Raw genomic sequence first — 18401 nt, forward strand, 5'->3', positions numbered from 1 at the left:
CGGATCACTTGTAACCGACGCGGTCCATCAGCTTGACGGCCTGCGCCTGCAGACTACCCGCTTCTTTCACATTGATCAGGTTCGGCTGGAAGCTGCCCCAGGCAGCCACGGTGTCCGCGGGCTTGACCTTGGGGTTCACCGGGTACTCCAGGTTGTTGTCGGCAAACAGGTTTTGTGCCCGGTCTGACGACAGCCATTCGATCAGCTTTTGTGCGCCAGCCGGGTTTTTGGCATGACGTGTCACACCCGCGCCAGACACATTGACGTGGACACCCGCTTCTTTGGACGTCAGGTTCTGGTTGGGCCAGAAAATGGCCAGCGGGTATTTGGGTTGGGTCGCCATCAAGCGGCCATAGTAATAGGTGTTGACCACGGTGGCCGCACATTGGCGGTTGGCGACCGCCTCCATGGCCTTGGTGTCATCGGCAAAAGGTGCGGTGGCCAGGTTGTTGACCCAGCCTTTGACAATGGCCTCGGTTTTGGGTTCACCGTGCTCGGTGATCATCATCGCCACCAGACTCTGGTTGTAGACCTTCTTGGCGGTGCGCAGGCACAAACGACCTTTCCACTTGGGGTCAGCCAGGTCCTCGTAGGTGGACAACTCGGACGGTTTCACCATGGTGGTGTTGTAGACGATGGTGCGTGCGCGCACCGACAGGCCAAACCACTCATTGCCCGGATCACGCAGATGGGCGGGCACGTTGTCTTGCAAGGCCTTGGACTGAACTGGGCGCAACAGTCCCTGGTGCGAGGCTTGCCACAAATTGCCAGCATCGACCGTGAGCAACATGTCAGCGGGAGTGTTCTGCCCCTCGGCCTTCAGGCGCTCCATCAGCGGGCCTTCGGCGCCGGTGATGAACTTGATCTGGACGCCGGTGTCGCGGGTGTAAGCATCAAACAGCGGTTTGATCAACTGCTCGGCGCGGGCGGAATACACCACCACGTCTTCGGCGGATGCACTCAATGCGGTAGCGGCCAGAACAAGGGCGGCCATCAGTGGCGGAAATGTCATGTCGGGATGTCCTTCAGCAAGTTGTTGACAGAACGGTCATCTTACATCGAATGCGAATAGTTATCACTTGTGGGGAAATCATGCATAATCCATCGCCAATGGGAATAACTCTCATTTAAACCAATGCAACCTGCGCCCTCAGGTGCAAGGTGCCAGCCACCCGCTTCGTGAACCCAGAAACAGGAGAGCCTTGTGTGCCAAACCCACGCCATCGCTGACCATACCGCCACCAAGCAGGCCAATCCAGCTGTCGAAACAGCTGCGACCATTCAGACCACCACCGGCTCACGCCGACGCAAGCTGTGGGAACTGGAAGACCGTGCGTTTTGCCCGGTGATTGGTGTCTGCCTGCCGATTCCGGTTCTGCGGCGGGTGGTGAACAAGACGTTTCGCGGGCACAACGTCGACACCGACTACGCCCTGCATTCTGGCGCCGTGGGGCAATGTGGCAGTCGCACTCCCTTGGCCGAAGGCATGCAGCGCGAACTGGAGCAGCGGTATGCCCTGGCCATACGCCAGGCCGCCAGCGTCAAAACCACCGAGGCACTGGGCCACTGGTGGAATGAGGCTTCACAAAAAGACCTGGCTGGTCCGCTCTGGGCCACATTGACACATCCCCGCTGCAGTACCGACCTGGAGCGTCAGATCCTCGGTGAAGTGCACATGCTGCAACACCAGGTGGGTGCCGCACAACGCGCTGACCTGCAACGCCTGCAAACCCTGACAGATCACAACACCACGCTGACACGTGAGCTGTCCAATGCGCAACAACGCATCAACCAGTTAGCCAGCGAAGGGGCGAACCGCCTCAAGATGCTGCAAGACCAGGTTTTACAGCTGCGCACCGAGGTGATCACCCGTGACACCCGCCTGGCCAGCTTGCAACAACAGTTGAGTGCACTGGAGGCCTCGGTGCCAGACCTGGCATGCCGCACGAAACAGGCGGCGGACCTGGCCCAACAAGCCAAACAGATCCAGGCCCTGGAACGTGCCTTGCAGCAGGCACAACAGGACAATGAACGCAACAGCCGCGTGATCGACATCCAGGCTGCTGAACTCAAACGCCTGGCGCCGCAGACCGACGCAGCGCTCACGGATGCAGCATCTGCCCCTCTCAAACCCGTCCAACTGGAAGACCGTGCCGTGTTGTGTGTGGGTGGGCGCACAGCCAGTGTGCCGCAGTACCGCGACATCATTGAAAGTGTTGGCGCCCGATTTGCCCACCACGACGGTGGTGAAGAAGAAAGCCTGACCAAACTCGACACCACGCTGGCAGCGGCCGATCTGGTGATCTGCCAGACCGGTTGTATCAGCCACAACGCCTATTGGCGCGTCAAAGACCACTGCAAACGTACCGGCAAACAATGCCTGTTTGTGGAAAACCCAGGTACTGCCAGCCTCAAACGCGCCCTGTCGGAGTTACAGCACACCGCTGTGGCATGAGTTGCTGCACCCAGATGGATTGACCAAACCCAGACCGTTGAGAGCCTGGGTTTGGTGCTGGCTTATTTGGTCAGGATAAGTTTGCCCAGTTTGGTGACCTGCAGGCGGTAAATCACACCCTCGTGCTCGATCGGCACCGACCTGAAACCACGCAATACTGCGGCGCTGGACACAGGCGCTGGCGAGGCCAGCCCACGCAAGTTGGCAGACTGTGCCGCCAAGGGCTGAACGGCAACCCCCGCCTGGGTTTCGTGAGCAGACTGCTGTGCCATCACTGCCCAGGCTCCGTGACAAAACCGATTTTCCGCAAGCCTGCCCGCTGTGCGGCCGCCATCACTTGCGCCACACGTTCATAACGCACCGCCTTGTCACCCCGCAAGTGCAACTCGGGTTGCGGCTCACGCGCGGCCTCGGTTTCCAACAAACCCGGCAAAGCAGACTCACTCACCAGGGCTTCGTTCCAGTAGTACTGGCCCTGCGCGTCCACGCTGAGCCGAATGGTCTGCGGCAAAACCACTTGCGGCTGGTTGGCTGCCACCGGCAAGTCCACATTGACCGAGTGCTTCATCACCGGAATGGTGATGATGAAAATAATCAGCAACACCAGCATGACATCCACCAGCGGTGTCATGTTGATCTCGCTCATCACATCGTCGGCATCGGATTGGGTTCCAAAAGCCATGCTCAGGCCCCCTTCTTCATCACCACAACATTGCTGGCACCGGTCGAATTCACCCGTGCCCCCGTAACAAAGAAGGCGTGCAGATCATGGGCAAAACTGCCCAGCTTGTTCAGGATTGCCTTGTTGCCACGCACCAGGGCGTTGTAACCCAGCACCGCCGGAATCGCCACCGCCAGGCCCAAGGCCGTCATGATCAAGGCTTCACCTACTGGCCCCGCCACCTTGTCGATGGTCGACTGACCCGACATACCAATGCTGAGGAGCGCATGGTAGATGCCCCACACCGTGCCAAACAGACCCACAAAAGGTGCGGTTGACCCCACCGACGCCAGAATCGCCAAGCCCGACTGCAGGCGTGCCGTGATCTCATCCATGGCATTGCGCAGGCAACGTGTTACCCAGTCGCTGACATCCAGACTGTCATGCAGATGCACCTTGCTGTTGCGGTGGTGTGCGGCAGCTTCCCGACCTTCAAGAACGATCTGGCGGAACGGGTCCGACGGATCCGAGCCCAGTTTGTCCAAGGCAGCGGCAAAGTCTTCGCTGTGCCAGAAGTCCGCCGCCTGTCTGGCCTGCTTGCGGTATTTGATGATGTCCAAGGTTTTGAGTGCAATCACGATCCAACTGGCCATTGACATCAGCAGCAACAGCACAGCCACCCCCTTGGTCACCCAGTCGCCCTGGGTCCAGACATTGACGATGCCGAATTGCGATTCCATTGATAACACTCCTGATTAAAAAACTACTCAAGCACCCAGTTGATGGGCACGTTAAAAGACATGGTGGTGGGCACGCCGTTGCGTTTGCCCGGGATGTAACGCCAGCGCATCACCGCGGTCAAGGCGGCCTGATCCAGCGCATCAAAACCACTGGACTTCACCAATCGGGCACTCACCGGCAGACCATCGGTGCCAATCAGCACACTGTGAATCACCAAACCCTGCTCGCCGCGGCGTTTGCTGGCCAAGGGGTACACCGGCTTGGGGTTTTGCAGATAGTCCGCATCACTGGAAGGCAAGACCACGGTCGCAGGCGCAGGCGCTGCGGGTGTCGGCGACTCCACCGGGGCAGCAATCGGTGCCGGTGGTGCAACAGGTACAACCGGCACTGTCCAGGCCTCAGGCGCCGGGGTGTCGGTCCGTACCGCCAGTGTTTGTGGCACAACGGGGGTTTTGGGCTGGGTCACTGGTCGCTTGACCACCACTGGCGGCGCAGGCGGCATCACACGGGGCGCAGGCGGTTCAATGAACTCACTCAACATCTGCACCGGCACCACCATCTCGACCGCCTGACGCAACAGTCCACTTTGCAGCGCCCACAGCGCCAGGGCGTGGAACACCAGAACATAGGCCACCACCACAAAAGGACGCCGGTCTGTGGCCGTCATCGACAGCCAGGTTGAGCGTCGCTGTGTCAGAGACCTCATTTGCGCAAAACCCAGGCAGCCGCTACAAAAACCATGACCGCACTGCCCCCGAGAATGAAAAGTGTGTTCATGAAACAGCCCTTTCGAAGTAAATACATTCTTTATTATAAATACGAGTAATTCGCATTACATGCCGTCCATCAAGCATTTTCTTGTTATTTGGTTGTCCAAGCAGCCGACACATCTCTCTCCGTCGAGAACAGGCAATCACAGCCCGGCACCAAACGGGGGCAACCACACAAAGCCATGGCCATTTCCAATTCATCACGCAACAAACGCAGCACGTGCGCCACACCCAGAGCACCGGCATTGGCCAGGCCATAGATGTAGGGGCGACCAATCAACACCGCGTTGGCACCCAACGCCACGGCTTTGAGCACATCGGTACCACGGCGAATGCCACCATCCACCAACAGGGGCACATCGGCGCCCAGCACCTGGCGAATGCGCGGCAGCACAGCAGCGGTTGTAGGTGCCGTGTCCAGCGTACGCCCACCGTGGTTGGACACCACCAGGCCCGCCACACCCAGTTGCACCGCCTGGCGTGCATCGTCCGGGTGCATCACACCTTTGAGCAACACCGGTAATTTGGTTTGGGACAACAGCCACTCGATATCAGCCCAGCTTGTGGCGACTTGTAACAAGCCTCCACACAAAGCACTTTGCCCCGGCACTTGAGTCGAGGGGGGTACGGGCGGCAAACCGACCAGATTCACCGCCGACACGCCGGGTGGCAGGCGAAAGCCGACATGCCGCTCTCGGTCACGGGCGCCATTCACCGGGGCATCCACGGTCACCACCAGCGCCTCATACCCTGCCCGCTCGGCGCGCTGCACCAGTTCACGGTTAAAAGCCCGGTCCGGCGTCAGATACAACTGAAACCACAAGGGGCCACGCTCCGGGTCACTCCCCACCGCCTGGGCCACGGTTTCGAGCCGGATGCTGGCCTGGGTACTCAGCACCAAACCCGCCTGCTGGGCCGAAGCGGCACAGGCGGTAGCGACTTCGCCGTCCGGGTGCGCCATACGCTGGTAGGCCACCGGGGCCAAAAAAATCGGGTGTGCCAAGGTGCGCCCCAGCAAGGCCACCCGGGTATGTGCGCCACTCAGATCACGCAAAACCCGGGGTTGCAGCAGCTGTTGTTGCCACGCGACCACATTGGCTTGCAAGCTCAACTCGTCAGCAGCACCACCGCTGAAATAAGCCCAAGCATTGGCATCGAGTCGACTGCGCGCCAAAGCCTCGTGGTCTGCCAGACTCACCACACCCGCAGGCAACCCTGCCAGCGCAGGCGTTTGTTCACTCATGTGTCCGCCCAGCCGCGCAGCAGGTTGTGGTAGACCCCGGTGAGCGCGGTGGTTTCGTCACTTTCACCATGTTGCTGGCGCAGGCGCAGCAGGTTCATGTCCAGCTCAAACAACAGACGACGCTGTTCATCACTGCGCACCATGCTCTCGATCCACAAAAAGCAGGCCACCCGGTGGCCACGTGTGACCGGTTTGACCTGATGCAGGCTGGTGCCCGGATACAGCACCGCGTGCCCTGCGGGCAGCTTCACCGTTTGTTCACCATAGGTGTCGGCAATGGTGAGTTCACCACCGTCGTAATCGTGCGGGTCGTTCAGAAACACCGTGCATGACACATCGGTGCGCACCTTCTGACCATTGGGCAGCGCGCGGATGGCGTTGTCAATGTGCTTACCGTAGTAGTTGGCGTCACCACCATAACGGTTGACACGGGGTGTGAACACCCGTTTGGGCAAAGCCGCCGAGAAAAAAGTGCTGCTGCGGTCTAAGCCGCGCAGCACCAAAGCCCGTATCTGCTGCGCGGCCTCGCAATCGTGTGGCAACTGCTGGTTGTTTTTGACCAGCGCCGCTTGCTCACCCGCGCTGGCGCGCCCGTCCCCCCAGGGCGCGCTGGCCAGCAGCTCGCTCACCTTGTTGACCTCGTCAGGCGTCAGGATATGAGGCAGCGTCAACAACATGGTGCTCAGAACTTGAAACTGCCCGTGACTTGCACCAAGCGGCCCGCACCGGGGATGTAATGCCCCGAGTACAGCTGGTCAGCGTACAACTTGTTGGTGATGTTGCTGACACTGGCCTTGAGAGTGACCTTCTCGTTCATCTTGTACTCGGCCATCACATCCGCCGTGACCCAGCTGGGCACTTCCCAGCCCGGGTTACGGATCGGTGTCTGACGGCCACGGAAGTTGATGCCAGCACCCACACGCCACTGGGCGTTGAGCTGGTAGGTGTTCCAGAACGAGCCACTGTGGTAAGGCGTGTTGGAGGGGCGTGTGCCCTGACCTTCCGAGCCCGCCACACCGACGTCAATCTTCGCCACCGGCATCCACATGTACGAGGCATAAATTTCCCACTGCGGTGTGAGCCTGCCAGCAATATCAATTTCAGCCCCGGCCACATGGCGTTTGCCCGACAGCGTGACCAGATTCACCAACGGGTCGGTGTTGCGTTCATGCAGCTTGGTGGAGCGAAACACCGCAACCCGGGTGGTAAAGCGCTGGTCTTCGGTGTCGAGTTTGGCACCCAACTCGATGTTGACACTTTGCTCGGGCGGGATATTGGCATTGGTTGCCCCCAGCGAATAGGCATCACCGGAAGTGTTGAACGAGGTCGCTGCCGAGAAGTGGTAGGAATGCAGATCATTGGGTTGGTACAACACACCCACGCGTTTGCTCAGTTCAGACACCTTCATCTGATAACTGGCTTGCGAAGCCACGTTGGTGTTGGACAGGTTGTAACTGGTGTAATCGCCACTCAGATGGTCAAACCGCAGCCCGGCCAGCACTTTCCAGTGTGGCACTACTTCAACCAAGTCCTGCATGTAGGCACCCCATCCACTGGAGGTGTAGTCACTGGTTGTACGCAGCACACGAGAAGACTCATTCACCCAGGCACCATCGTTGGGTGTCCCCACGGTGGTGGTGGGTTTGGTTGGCACCACACCACCCTGCGTGGCCGAGCGGGCACCGTAGACCGTCTTGGTTTCACGCGCCACATCAACCCCGGTCAGCAGCTCATGCTCCAAACCCCAGGCCTTGAACTTGGTCTGGTAATCACTTTGGGCATACAGGGTGTCCATGTCCTGAATCTTCAGCTGGGTGCCACGCGTCAACACGGTGGCATTGCTGAAATTACTCAGGTTGGCATTGGTCACCGTCGGGCAAGCCGCGTTAGGGGTGTAAACACCTGCCTGGTTGGTGCTGCCCTGACACAAGCGCACCGTACCCGCCCGCTGATCGCGCGTGTATTCACCCTTGCGAATCTGGGTTTTGAGCGTGCTGTCGGCATCAAAACGGTGCGTGTGGGTGAAGGTGCCGGTGGTGGCGGTGCCCGCGTTGTAGTCGCTGGCCATGCCGTAATACGCGGTCGGGTCCAGCGGCAAGGTGGTGGTAGCGCTGGTAGGGGATGACGCAGTCGGTCGAATCCACGGCATGCCGTAGTTCATGCCATTGTTGTTGTCCAGGTGGTAAAGGCTGGCCGAGAACTCGTCTTTTTCACCAATGTTCCAGCGGTAGGTGGCTGAAATACCCTTCTTGTCCAGACTGCTGCCCGCGCCGTTGTTGTCGGCTTCGGTGACCATGGTGTTGATGCGCAAGGCGGCATCGTCGGCCGTCTGGATGTTGAAGTCGCCCACCACACGGCGGTGGTTGTGGCTACCCACGGTCACATCCACCTGGTTGTCACCAAACAGGGTCGGCGCCTTGTTGACCAAGTTCACTGCGCCACCGGTGGAACCACGGCCAAATAGCATTGAGGCGGAGCCACGCATCACCTCCATACGATCCAGACTGAAGGTGTCACGCTCGTAAAAAGCCGGGTCACGCATGCCATCCACAAAAATGTCACCGGTCGAGGCCAGCGAAAAACCGCGCAGCTTGATGTCTTCCTCACCGCCCTCCGCCGCCTGGAACGAGATGCCAGCAGTCACTTTCAAAGCCTCTTTGACGGTGTCCAGATTGCGCTCATCAATCAACCGCTCGGTCACCACGGTGACCGACTGGGGAATGTCGCGCAGTTGTTGCACACCCTTGCCGATGGTGGTCTGGGTGGCGCGAACCGAGTCACGACCTTCAGGCGCCTGCGCCTTCTCCTTGACCACCACCGGCTTGAGGGTTTTGTCATAGGCCGTGGTGGTTTCCTGCGCCAGCGCACTCATGGAACCCGCCAACAACATGGCACCAATGGGCAGAAGCTGCGGATTAACTATTGCTTTAGTAGCGTTACACCCTTTTACCATAAGGGCTACAGGCTTTTTATCAGAAATTTTTGGATGTGGTTGTGTCATAGCGTGTGATACCTGGTGGGGTGTTGGCTGGCTAGGACACAGGCACCGCAGACGGTGACGTGGCTTGACTGGCTGGTGAGGGCTGGCCGCAGGGGGATGAAGGCGGCCGCCGAAAATTTAGTCTATCATAAATACGAATCGTTCTTATTGTGAAATATCATACGTTGTTCACTCACCACAAGGATCCTCATGAAACTTCACTCCCTGTCTCTGGCAACCGCCCTCGCTCTCGGTTCTTTGACCGTGCCCGCGCTCTTGCCAAGCGCATCAGCCCAGACCTCGGTCGCCGCGACCAGCAACCAATCCAGCGTGACCCACGCCGCCGTGGTGACGCAATACGCCACACTGGTGCACGCCAACTACCAGGACGTGCACCAGGCAGCCGTCGCACTGCAAACCGCCGTCAACAGCTTTTTGGCCAATCCCTCCAGCGCCACGCAAGATGCCGCCAAACAATCCTGGCTGAACGCCCGTGAGGCTTATGGCCAAACCGAGGCTTTCCGTTTTTACGGGGGCCCGATCGACAGCGACAGTGGCCCGGAAGGCCGTATGAACGCCTGGCCGATGGATGAGTCCTTTGTGGACTCGGTCAATGACAAACCCAACGCGGGCCTGATCAACAACAAAAAATTTGTCATCAACCGCAAAAACCTGATCGCCCAGAACGAGCGTGGTGGTGAAGAGAACATTGCCACCGGCTGGCATGCGGTCGAGTTCTTCCTGTGGGGTCAGGACTTGTCAGAAACTGGCCCGGGTGCACGCAGTTTTGAGGATTTTGTGGATGGCAAAGCCCCCAATGCCGAACGCCGTCGGCTGTATCTGAAAACCGTGATGGACCTGCTGGTGGATGACAGCGCCAACCTGGTCAAGGCCTGGGCGCCCGATGTCAAAAACAACTACCGCGCCAAGTTCGAGAAAGGTGGCAAGGAGTCGGTGCGCAAGATGCTGGTTGGTCTGGGTTCACTGTCACGTGGTGAACTCGCTGGTGAACGACTCGAGGTGGCACTCAACAGCCAGGACCAGGAAGACGAACACTCCTGCTTCTCTGACAACACCCACCGTGACGCGGTCACCAATGCCAAAGGCATCCAGAACGTCTGGCTGGGCAGCTACAAACGCCTGGACGGCAGCGTGGTCAGCGGCCCCTCGTTACGCGACCTGACGGCGTTGACTGACCCGGCACTGGCCGAAAAAACCTCACAACAAATCGCCCAGTCGGTAGCCGCTGCCGAGGCCATCCAGGCGCCGTTTGACCGCGAAATCATGGGCGCCAAAGACGCACCGGGCCGCCAGCGTATCCAGAAAACCATCGCCAGCCTGACCCAGCAAAGCAAAGACCTGGTCGCTGCCGCCAGTGCGGTGGGCATCAAAAAGCTGACCTTGGTCGAGCCGTGATACAGGCCCGGTTACCATCGTGGCCGGACTATATGTAAGAAATTGGCCTCTAGCCCTTATTCCATAAGGGCTGAGAGCTATTGTTTTAATATGCCTGCACCGACAAGCGGGTGCAGCTGCCCTGACGCCTTCAGCAACACCCGCGCCAGCTTATGGGCGGGTGTTCAATAGCTTCTACTGAAGGCTGAGAATCCACTTGGCCAGTTTGCTGGCATCGGCCGGACTCACCGACGCATTGGCCGGCATAAACGGCAAGCTGGCCTGACCTTCCTTTTGCCAACCCATACCCGCAGGCATTGGTGTGCCTTTGAGAATGTGCTGCGCCAGCGTGGCCTCGGCGTCCTTTTTACCTTTGTATTTTTTGGCCACCGCCTTGTAGGCCGGCCCCAGCACCTTGGCTTCGACCGTGTGGCAGGCCAGGCAACCCTTGGCTTTGGCCAGGACCTCGTCTGCCTGGGCTGCACCCGCCAACAGCAGACCAGCACCAAGCAACAGAGATAGCTTGATTGACTTCATTGTGTGTCTCCATTCATGAAAGAAAACGCTCCGTCTGAGCATCGGATAAGCATCTTAGTTCAAATGCGAATAATTCTCATGCCGGCGCAGACAAACCCACCATGGAAATGATGGTGAAAAAGGGCGAAAAGATCGAGCGCTACAAAGCCAGCGGCCAGATCGGTCAGGGTGAAGGCGCCAAGGCTGGCACCGCCTACCGGATGAAGGACGGCGGCATCGTCTACGTGCCGGAGTAAGCCTCGGGTTGACAAGCGGCTGGGTGGCGGTGCCTGGTCTTGCTGAGCAACCTGGCATTGCCTTCAATGAGAACGGTTCTTGTTTGTATACTGTGGCCAAGCCGCTTCTTGCCAGTTGTGGCCTGCAGACAGCTTTGTCACCCTCATCACACCCACCCGCATGAAATCTCACAACCTGCGTTGCTGCCCCACCGTCACACCAGACACGTGGTCGGGCGCCGTGCAGGTCTGCCAGAGTTACAAGCCAAAAGTGCCTCTAGCCCTTATTTAAAAAGGGCTAGCAGCTATTTATTTTGAAGAACACCAAGCCAGTCCCCATGCCGCTTTCTCCAACCTCCGCCGCTCCAGCCTCGCGCTGGCCACTCACCACCGAGGTCCAGCCTCTGCTACTCACGGCGACGCTTGGGCTTCTGCTGGCTGCACCCCTGCACGCGGCCGAGACGAGCCCGCCCCCCGGAGAACTCACGGGTGGTGCCACCACCGTGTGGGTGGATGGCAAAAACGCGTTCTCTCTGCCCGCCGCCAACCTGAGCGACGAGGAACGCACCCGTTTTGCGATTGGCAACTCGTTTTTTAAACGCAATTGGGTCGAGGCGCCCGCCTCCACCAAGGTACGTGACGGTCTGGGCCCGCATTTCATCGCACGCTCCTGCGGCGGATGCCACGCGCTCGATGGCCGCGGCCGACCGCCCGAGGTCAAAGGTGGTCGTCATGAGCAGCCGGTGGGGCTACTCATGCGCCTGTCGGTGCCCGGTGTGGCCGACCCGCACGAGGGTGTTTTGCCCGAGCCGACCTATGGCGGCCAGTTCAACAATGCCGCCGTGCAAGGTGTGCGCCCCGAGGGTGAGGTCACGCTGCGCACCACACCCGTGCGTGGCCGTTTTGCCGACGGCAGCCGCTACACCCTGCAGCAGCCTGTGTATGGTTTCAGGCAACTGGCCTATGGCCCGATGTCCCCCAAGGTACTGGTCAGCCCGCGTGTGGCGCCCCAGTTGATGGGCATTGGCCTGCTGGAGGCGATTGCCGAGGCCGACATCCTGCAAAACGCCGCTGACCAGGCGGCCAGCCCCGGCCCCATCAAAGGCCAGGTCAACCGGGTGTGGGACGCGGTGGCGCAAAAAGAAATGGTAGGACGCTTCGGCTGGAAGGCCAATGTGGCCAGCATCGCCCACCAGACGGCGGGCGCCTTCCGAGGTGACATCGGCATCACCTCGGTCTGGGCACCCGGTGAGGGCTGCACACCGGTTCAGAAAGATTGTTTGCAGGCAAGCAGTGGTGGCCACGGTGGCGCTTTTGAGATCGACCAGCCCACGCTCGAAGACGTGGTGTTTTACCAGGCGGTGCTGGCTCCGGTGGCACGACGCCAGATCAAGGACCCGCAGGTGCGCCAAGGCCAAGCGCTGTTTGAGCAGGCCGGTTGCGCCAGCTGCCACCGCCCGAGTTACACCACCCACCAGGGGCCCAACCCCAGCATGAGCAGCCCGACCCTCAACGGCCAAACCATCTGGCCCTATACCGACTTGCTGCTGCACGACATGGGTCCGGGCCTGGCCGACGGCCGGCCCGACTTTGCCGCCAGTGGCAGCCAGTGGAAAACCCCGGCGCTGTGGGGCATCGGCCTGATCCAGGCGGTCAACGGCCACACCCGGCTGTTGCACGATGGCCGGGCCAACGGGGTGCTCGAAGCGGTGTTGTGGCATGGCGGCGAGGCGCAGGCAGCGCAACAGCAGGTGCTGCAAATGAGCCGTGCCCAACGTGCGGCGCTGGTGAAGTTTGTGGAATCGCTCTAAATGCTCTTTATTTCAGAGCTATATCCCCTTTTTGAAAAAGGGCTGGAGGCCAATTTGACGCATCAAACCACACCCCATCAAGGTCTGCCCTTGACACCAGGCAGCGGGCCTGTGCGCAGACTGGCGCTGGCACTCGGCAGCGCCCTGCTGACCGTGGCCAGCCACGCAGCCACACCATCAGCCACCCAGGTACTGATGCCCATGTATTCCCCCGCCGAGGTGATGCAAGGCCTGTACAGCCAACATTTACCACCGCTGTCACAGCGCTTTGCCGCCGAGGCAGACGCCCTGGTGACTGCCACCCAGCAGTATTGCCAGAGCTTGCCCACACCTGGGACTCCGTTGCCTGCCCGGCAAGCCGCCTGGACCCGCTTGCACACCCAATGGCAACACACCATGCTGGCCTGGGAAAGCCTGTCCACCCCGGCGGTCGGACCGATGTTGACCCGCCGCTCACAACGCCAGATCGACTTCTGGCCAACCCGCCCGGAGCTGCTGACCAAAGCGCTGGCCAAAGCGCCGCAGACCCTGGCCGACATGGAAACCGTGGGCACCCTCGCCAAAGGTTTGCCCGCCATGGAGCTGATGATGACGCCCTGGCGGCCAGTGGCAGCAGGCCAACGCAGCGGGTCGATCGCCCCTTCTGTGGCCAGCTGCCGCTACCTGGGCCTGCTGGCGCAGGGTGTGCAGGTCGAGGCCACGGAGCTGGGTGCGGAACTGGCCACCTGGGCGGCCAAAGACTGGGAGCAGACCCCGGACGACACGGCCATCGCGATGGCCGAGTGGGTCAACCAATGGCTGGGCGGGCTGGAGCGCCTGCGCTGGGCCCACCTGGAGAAACCCCTCAAAACCGCGCAAACCCTGGGTGAGACACGCAAAAACAGCACGCCGCAATTCGCCCGCATGGGGCGCGAGACCAATCTGGCAGGCTGGCGCGCCCAGTGGCATAGCCTGCTGGCCCAAGGACGGCTGAGCGAGGCACAACGGACCCAGCCACCCACACCAGGCCAGGCGCTGGTGCCGATTGAGGCACTGCTGCTGGGCCAGGGCCAGATCGCGCTGGCCCAGCGCTGGGCCCAGGCGCTGGATGCGGTCAACACCCGCATTGACCAGCTACCCGCACAGGCCAGCTCGCGTGCAGCCGAGCAGCGTGAGCTGCTGGCGCTGACCGCCGCACTCAAAGCCATCACCGTCTTGTTCCAGAACGAGGTGGCCAGTGCCCTCGACATTGCGCTGGGCTTCTCCGATGCCGATGGGGATTAAACCGCTCATGCAGACGCTGACACGCCGCGCCGCCTTGCAAAGCCTGGGACTGAGCGCCCTGACACTGCTGCCGCTGGGGTCAGCACTTGGCGCCACGGCCAGCCACACAGCACACAAGCGCCCCAGCGGGCAGCGTTTTGCCGCCTGCTGGGACAGCCCACAGAGCCAGCATTACGCCGGTTGGTTGCAGCTCGATGCCAGCGGCCAACTGACAACGCTGCACCAGTTGGAACTGCCTACACGGGGCCACGGCCTGGCCCTGCTGCCCGACGGCAGCCTGCTGGTGGCCGCACGCCGCCCGGGCGACTGGCTGATCCGACTGACGCCCGGCCAACCCGCCCAGTGGTTGTGGCAAGCCAGTGACCGGGTGTTCAGCGGCCATGTGCTGGTGAGTTCAGACGGCTTGCGCATCTACACCACCGAAATCGACACCAACAACGGCCAGGGCCTGCTGGGAGTGCGCAACGCAAAGACCCTGGAGTTGCAGACCGAACACAAGACTTTTGGGCTGGATCCCCATGCTTTACTTGGTCTACCAGCTACTCAATCAATAGCAAAGACACATCCTCTGGCTGGCATGTTGTTTGTCGCCAATGGCGGCATCGACACCAGCGTCGAAACCGGGCGTGTCAAACGCCAGCTGCAGCAGATGGACCCCAGCATCTGCTGCCTGCACCCCGACACGGGTGAGCGGCTGGGCCAATGGCGTCTGCCAGACCCACGCCTGAGCCTGCGCCACCTGGCCTGGGCGCTGCCCGACCCCAGCCAAGCCAGCAGCACACCCACCCTGGGCATTGCCTTGCAGGCCGAGCATGACGACCCAGCCCTCAAAGCCGCCGCTCCGCTGTTGGCCCGGCTGAGCTGGGCCGATCAAGCCGAAGGCGCCTTGTCTCTGGCCACAGGCCAACCGGCCCTCGCGGGTTATGGCGGGGACGTCACCGTGGCCGGGCGGGGCCCCCAGGCGCAGTTTCTGGTCAGCGCCACGCGGGGTCAAGTGGTGGCTCGGTATGCATTGGATGGCCAGTATCTGGGCAGCACCCCCCTGGCCGAGGCCGGTGCCCTGGCGGTAGACGCTAATTCAATCTGGGTTGGTGGGCGTGCGGGTGTGATGCGTGTGGCCACCGGGGCAGAGGTCAATCAGGCCAACACCACCCTGCCCGGCCAGTTGCACCCCTGGGCCAGCGGGCGGGTCGACAACCACTGGCTCCACGTCTGATCGCTCAAACAGCAGCTTTGAGCAGGGTGCCCGGCACGGGCCCCCAACCACCTTGAGCCGGGTCAATAGTTGTGGCTTGTTTGATCTTTGTCACAAACAATGCGAATCATTCCTATTAATATGCCAGTCATTCCACCAGCCCGTGAAAGCACCATGTTCACTTCCAGCGCCCTGTCAGGCAACGATGCCGCCCTGTTCCAGCCCGCGTCCAACGGGACAACGTCGGCAGATGCGGGCCAGGCAACGCACACCAGCAGCAGCCGCGCCCAAGCCACCTTCCCGTTGAGCATGGCCACACCGGGCCAGTTGCTGCGGGTGGCGGCCTTGCGTGGCAGCGGCATGGACCGGCGCATGACCGAGATCGGACTCAACGTGGGTGCAGAAATCCGTGTGGTGCAGCAACAAGGTGGCGGTTTGGTGGTGCAGCGTGGTGAGAGCCGGTATGCCCTGGGTGCGGGATTGGCGCACCGGGTGCTGGTGGCTGCCGTCTGAACCCCTGGCGATTTTTCATTTTTAGGAGCAGAAACAATGACAAGCTTGAGCGACCTGCAGGTCGGTGATACCGCCCGGATATTGGGTTATGGCGAGGGCGGCGCCAGCTACCGCCGCAAACTGCTGTCGATGGGTATCACCCCTGGTGTGTCGATCAGCCTGACCCGGCTGGCCCCCTTGGGCGACCCGGTGGAGATCCGGCTGCGCGGCTTTGCCCTGTCATTGCGCAAGGACGAGGCCAAGGCCTTGTTGGTGGAGAAACTGGCATGACACAATTTACTTTGGCCCTGGTGGGCAACCCCAATTGCGGCAAAACCACCCTGTTCAATGCCCTGACCGGCTCACGCCAACATGTGGGCAACTGGCCTGGTGTCACCGTCGAGAAAAAGAGCGGCTCCTACAAACTTGGCAGCACCGAGATTGAGGTGATTGACCTGCCTGGCACCTATTCACTCGATGTGGTGGACGGCGAGGTGTCACTTGATGAGCGGGTCGCCCGCGACTACGTGCACAGCGGCGAGGCCAACCTGGTGGTCAACATCGTTGATGCGGCCAACCTGGAGCGCAACCTCTACCTCACCACCCAGTTGATAGAGATGGGTGTGCCGCTGCTGCTGGTACTCAACATGACCGACATGGCTGCGGCCAAAGGCATGCAGGTCAACGCGGCCAAACTGGCCGAACAACTGGGCTGTCCGGTGCTGCCGGTGGTGGCCAGCAAGGGCAGCGGCATCACCGAGCTCAAGACGGCCATCAGCCAGGCAGCACAACAGCAGCCCCGCGCCAGCGCCCAGGTGGTGTATTCAGACGCGCTGCAACGTGCCGTGGATGAGCTCGCGCGCAAGATCAGTGCCCTGCCTGGCAAATTGCCTGCCCGCGCGCAATGGTTGGCGGTACAACTGCTCAGCGGCGACGATCTGGCGCAAAAAACCGCTGGACCGGAGATTGCGGCGCAGGCCCGCGAGTTTGCGGCGATGCTGGGTGAGGACCTGGACATCCTGGTGGCCGACGCACGTTATGGCCTGGCCAACCGGGTCGCGCAGACAGCGGTCAAAACCACCAGCAAACTCACCCGTGACACCTCTGCGCGGATTGACCGCGTGGTCTTGCACCGGGCGCTGGGCATCCCGATTTTCCTGGTGCTGATGTACCTGATGTTTTTGTTCACCATCAACATCGGCGGCGCTTTCATCGACTTCTTTGACGAAGCCGCCAAGGTGGTGCTGGTGGATGGCACCACCGAGCTGATGACCCAGCTGGGTTCACCAGAATGGCTGATCGTGCTGATCGCCAAGGGCATCGGCGGTGGTATCCAGACAGTGGCAACCTTCATCCCGGTGATTGGCTTTTTGTACCTGTTCCTGTCGGTGCTGGAAGACTCGGGTTACATGGCGCGCGCCGCTTTTGTGATGGACCGCTTCATGCGCTGGGTCGGGCTGCCGGGCAAGTCCTTTGTGCCGTTGATTGTGGGTTTTGGCTGCAATGTGCCAGCCGTCATGGCCACCCGCACGTTGGAGAACCGGCGTGACCGCTTGTTGACGATTGCCATGGCACCGTTCATGTCTTGCGGCGCACGATTGCCGGTCTACGTTTTGTTTGCGGCGGCGTTTTTCCCGAGCAACGCGCAAAACGTGGTGTTTGGCCTGTACCTGATTGGTATTGCGGTGGCCGTGTTGACCGGCTTGATCCTGAAAAACTCGCTGCTACAGGGTGATGTGGCACCGTTCATCATGGAATTGCCGCCCTACCACTTGCCCACACTCAAAGGCATCCTGCACCACACCTGGGACCGGCTCAAGGCCTTCATCGTCAAGGCCGGGCGCATTGTGGTGCCGATGGTGCTGGTGCTCAACTTCCTCAACGCGGTGGGCACCGATGGCAGCTTTGGCAACGAAGACAGCGACAAGTCGGCCCTGGCCGAAGTCGGCCGCACCATTGCCCCGGCCTTTGCACCGCTGGGTCTGAACGCTGACAACTGGCCCGCTGCCGTGGGTATCTTCACCGGGGTGTTGGCCAAGGAAGCGGTCGTGGGCACACTCAATGCTGCCTACAGCGCCTTGGCTGAAAGTGATGCCAAAGCGGCGGGTGATGAGCCTGAAGAGGCCGAACCTTATGACATGCTGGGTGGTCTGGCCGCCGCCTGGGACACCGTGCCCACCAATCTGAGTGAGGCGCTGGGCAAATGGGCTGACCCACTGGGCTTGGACATTGGTGATGTCAGCGATCAGGCCGCTGTAGCAGAGGAGCAAGAGGTGTCGGTGGCCACCTTTGGTGCCATGGCCGCGCGTTTTGACGGTGCTGCCGGTGCGTTTGCCTACCTGTTGTTCATTTTGCTGTATTTCCCCTGCACCGCAGCCATTGCGGTGGTGTACCAGGAAAGTGGCACCCGCTGGACCCTGTTTGTGGCTGCCTGGACCACCGGTATGGCCTATGGCCTGTCCACCATTGCCTACCAGGCTGCCATCTACGAGCGTCACCCTGGTGTCTCGCTGGCCTGGATCAGTGGTGTATTGGTGGTGTTTGCGGTGGTGCTGGCAGTCATGCGCTACCTGGGGCGCGATCCCGGCAAGTCCGGCCCAACGCTGACCAGTCCACGCACGGCCTGAACCAACGGAGACAAGA

At 60.9% G+C, this 18401-nt stretch carries 17 protein-coding genes and 1 pseudogene; 9 read left to right on the top strand and 9 right to left on the bottom strand.

Annotation, left to right across the window (positions count from 1 at the left end):
• Positions 1 to 4 precede the first annotated feature (4 nt).
• Positions 5 to 1012: an extracellular solute-binding protein gene (locus RF819_RS17290; protein ID WP_078366120.1), complete on the bottom strand. Its 1008-nt coding sequence runs from the start codon at positions 1010 to 1012 to the stop codon at positions 5 to 7.
• 192 nt (positions 1013 to 1204) lie between these two features.
• Between RF819_RS17290 and RF819_RS17295 the strand changes: the two genes are divergently transcribed.
• Positions 1205 to 2455, top strand: coding sequence for a DUF2325 domain-containing protein (locus RF819_RS17295; RefSeq protein ID WP_078366121.1), 1251 nt, complete (start codon positions 1205 to 1207; stop codon positions 2453 to 2455).
• Between the two features lie 62 nt (positions 2456 to 2517).
• Here RF819_RS17295 and RF819_RS17300 read toward each other — a convergent pair whose 3' ends face one another.
• The 7 genes from RF819_RS17300 to RF819_RS17330 all read right to left on the bottom strand — a co-directional run bounded on the left by RF819_RS17300 (position 2518) and on the right by RF819_RS17330 (position 8742).
• Positions 2518 to 2727 (bottom strand): hemin uptake protein HemP, encoded by a 210-nt coding sequence (locus RF819_RS17300; protein WP_078366122.1) that lies wholly within the window; start codon positions 2725 to 2727, stop codon positions 2518 to 2520.
• Positions 2727 to 3137, bottom strand: coding sequence for an ExbD/TolR family protein (locus RF819_RS17305; RefSeq protein WP_078366123.1), 411 nt, complete (start codon positions 3135 to 3137; stop codon positions 2727 to 2729). The genes RF819_RS17300 and RF819_RS17305 overlap by 1 nt, the downstream gene beginning before the upstream one ends.
• Before the next feature lie 2 nt (positions 3138 to 3139).
• Entirely contained in the window at positions 3140 to 3856 is a 717-nt protein-coding gene (locus RF819_RS17310; RefSeq protein ID WP_078366124.1) for a MotA/TolQ/ExbB proton channel family protein, read from the bottom strand.
• A 23-nt stretch (positions 3857 to 3879) separates the two neighbouring features.
• Positions 3880 to 4524, bottom strand: coding sequence for an energy transducer TonB (locus RF819_RS17315; RefSeq protein WP_078366125.1), 645 nt, complete (start codon positions 4522 to 4524; stop codon positions 3880 to 3882).
• Positions 4525 to 4718: 194 nt separating this feature from the next.
• Positions 4719 to 5870: an alpha-hydroxy acid oxidase gene (locus tag RF819_RS17320; protein ID WP_078366126.1), complete on the bottom strand. Its 1152-nt coding sequence runs from the start codon at positions 5868 to 5870 to the stop codon at positions 4719 to 4721.
• Complete coding sequence (locus RF819_RS17325; RefSeq protein ID WP_078366127.1) at positions 5867 to 6547, bottom strand: Fe2+-dependent dioxygenase; 681 nt, start codon at positions 6545 to 6547, stop codon at positions 5867 to 5869. The genes RF819_RS17320 and RF819_RS17325 overlap by 4 nt, the downstream gene beginning before the upstream one ends.
• Positions 6548 to 6552: 5 nt before the next feature.
• Positions 6553 to 8742 (bottom strand): TonB-dependent receptor, encoded by a 2190-nt coding sequence (locus tag RF819_RS17330; RefSeq protein ID WP_244899928.1) that lies wholly within the window; start codon positions 8740 to 8742, stop codon positions 6553 to 6555.
• Between the two features lie 318 nt (positions 8743 to 9060).
• On the opposite strand from RF819_RS17330, the gene RF819_RS17335 reads away from it, so the two are divergent.
• The gene (locus RF819_RS17335) at positions 9061 to 10266 is read left to right on the top strand and encodes an imelysin family protein (RefSeq protein WP_078366129.1); all 1206 of its coding nucleotides are present in this window, start codon (positions 9061 to 9063) and stop codon (positions 10264 to 10266) included.
• A gap of 174 nt (positions 10267 to 10440) precedes the next feature.
• On the opposite strand, the gene RF819_RS17340 is transcribed toward RF819_RS17335, so the two are convergent.
• On the bottom strand, positions 10441 to 10782 hold the full coding sequence (locus tag RF819_RS17340) for a c-type cytochrome (protein ID WP_200224555.1): 342 nt from the start codon (positions 10780 to 10782) through the stop codon (positions 10441 to 10443).
• 92 nt (positions 10783 to 10874) lie between these two features.
• Between RF819_RS17340 and RF819_RS17345 the strand changes: the two are divergent.
• The 7 genes and pseudogenes from RF819_RS17345 to feoB form a co-directional block, all read left to right on the top strand.
• Positions 10875 to 11018 (top strand): annotated as a pseudogene (locus RF819_RS17345) (DUF2149 domain-containing protein); the annotation flags it as partial.
• 317 nt (positions 11019 to 11335) lie between these two features.
• Entirely contained in the window at positions 11336 to 12808 is a 1473-nt protein-coding gene (locus tag RF819_RS17350; RefSeq protein ID WP_078366131.1) for a di-heme oxidoreductase family protein, read from the top strand.
• 54 nt (positions 12809 to 12862) lie between these two features.
• The gene (locus tag RF819_RS17355) at positions 12863 to 14071 is read left to right on the top strand and encodes an imelysin family protein (protein ID WP_143541748.1); all 1209 of its coding nucleotides are present in this window, start codon (positions 12863 to 12865) and stop codon (positions 14069 to 14071) included.
• Between the two features lie 7 nt (positions 14072 to 14078).
• Positions 14079 to 15287: a DUF1513 domain-containing protein gene (locus RF819_RS17360; RefSeq protein ID WP_158081307.1), complete on the top strand. Its 1209-nt coding sequence runs from the start codon at positions 14079 to 14081 to the stop codon at positions 15285 to 15287.
• 153 nt (positions 15288 to 15440) lie between these two features.
• Entirely contained in the window at positions 15441 to 15779 is a 339-nt protein-coding gene (locus RF819_RS17365; RefSeq protein ID WP_078367026.1) for a FeoA family protein, read from the top strand.
• A 36-nt stretch (positions 15780 to 15815) separates the two neighbouring features.
• Positions 15816 to 16049 (top strand): FeoA family protein, encoded by a 234-nt coding sequence (locus RF819_RS17370; RefSeq protein ID WP_078366134.1) that lies wholly within the window; start codon positions 15816 to 15818, stop codon positions 16047 to 16049.
• A complete protein-coding gene (feoB, locus tag RF819_RS17375) occupies positions 16046 to 18385 on the top strand; it encodes a Fe(2+) transporter permease subunit FeoB (RefSeq protein WP_078366135.1) in 2340 nt (779 codons plus the stop codon). The genes RF819_RS17370 and feoB overlap by 4 nt, the downstream gene beginning before the upstream one ends.
• Positions 18386 to 18401: the final 16 nt, after the last annotated feature.

The sequence above is a fragment of the Rhodoferax fermentans genome, assembly GCF_002017865.1.
GTDB classification, from domain to species: domain Bacteria; phylum Pseudomonadota; class Gammaproteobacteria; order Burkholderiales; family Burkholderiaceae_C; genus Rhodoferax; species Rhodoferax fermentans.

Coding starts and splice junctions, on each gene's coding strand:
- RF819_RS17370 (WP_078366134.1), top strand. CDS start 15,816: ATGACAAGCTTGAGCGACCTGCAGGTCGGTGATACCGCCCGGATATTG.
- RF819_RS17350 (WP_078366131.1), top strand. CDS start 11,336: ATGCCGCTTTCTCCAACCTCCGCCGCTCCAGCCTCGCGCTGGCCACTC.
- RF819_RS17365 (WP_078367026.1), top strand. CDS start 15,441: ATGTTCACTTCCAGCGCCCTGTCAGGCAACGATGCCGCCCTGTTCCAG.
- feoB (WP_078366135.1), top strand. CDS start 16,046: ATGACACAATTTACTTTGGCCCTGGTGGGCAACCCCAATTGCGGCAAA.
- RF819_RS17330 (WP_244899928.1), bottom strand. CDS start 8,742: ATGAGTGCGCTGGCGCAGGAAACCACCACGGCCTATGACAAAACCCTC.
- RF819_RS17305 (WP_078366123.1), bottom strand. CDS start 3,137: ATGGCTTTTGGAACCCAATCCGATGCCGACGATGTGATGAGCGAGATC.
- RF819_RS17310 (WP_078366124.1), bottom strand. CDS start 3,856: ATGGAATCGCAATTCGGCATCGTCAATGTCTGGACCCAGGGCGACTGG.
- RF819_RS17335 (WP_078366129.1), top strand. CDS start 9,061: ATGAAACTTCACTCCCTGTCTCTGGCAACCGCCCTCGCTCTCGGTTCT.
- RF819_RS17360 (WP_158081307.1), top strand. CDS start 14,079: ATGCAGACGCTGACACGCCGCGCCGCCTTGCAAAGCCTGGGACTGAGC.
- RF819_RS17325 (WP_078366127.1), bottom strand. CDS start 6,547: ATGTTGTTGACGCTGCCTCATATCCTGACGCCTGACGAGGTCAACAAG.
- RF819_RS17315 (WP_078366125.1), bottom strand. CDS start 4,524: ATGACGGCCACAGACCGGCGTCCTTTTGTGGTGGTGGCCTATGTTCTG.
- RF819_RS17290 (WP_078366120.1), bottom strand. CDS start 1,012: ATGACATTTCCGCCACTGATGGCCGCCCTTGTTCTGGCCGCTACCGCA.
- RF819_RS17320 (WP_078366126.1), bottom strand. CDS start 5,870: ATGAGTGAACAAACGCCTGCGCTGGCAGGGTTGCCTGCGGGTGTGGTG.
- RF819_RS17340 (WP_200224555.1), bottom strand. CDS start 10,782: ATGAAGTCAATCAAGCTATCTCTGTTGCTTGGTGCTGGTCTGCTGTTG.
- RF819_RS17300 (WP_078366122.1), bottom strand. CDS start 2,727: ATGGCACAGCAGTCTGCTCACGAAACCCAGGCGGGGGTTGCCGTTCAG.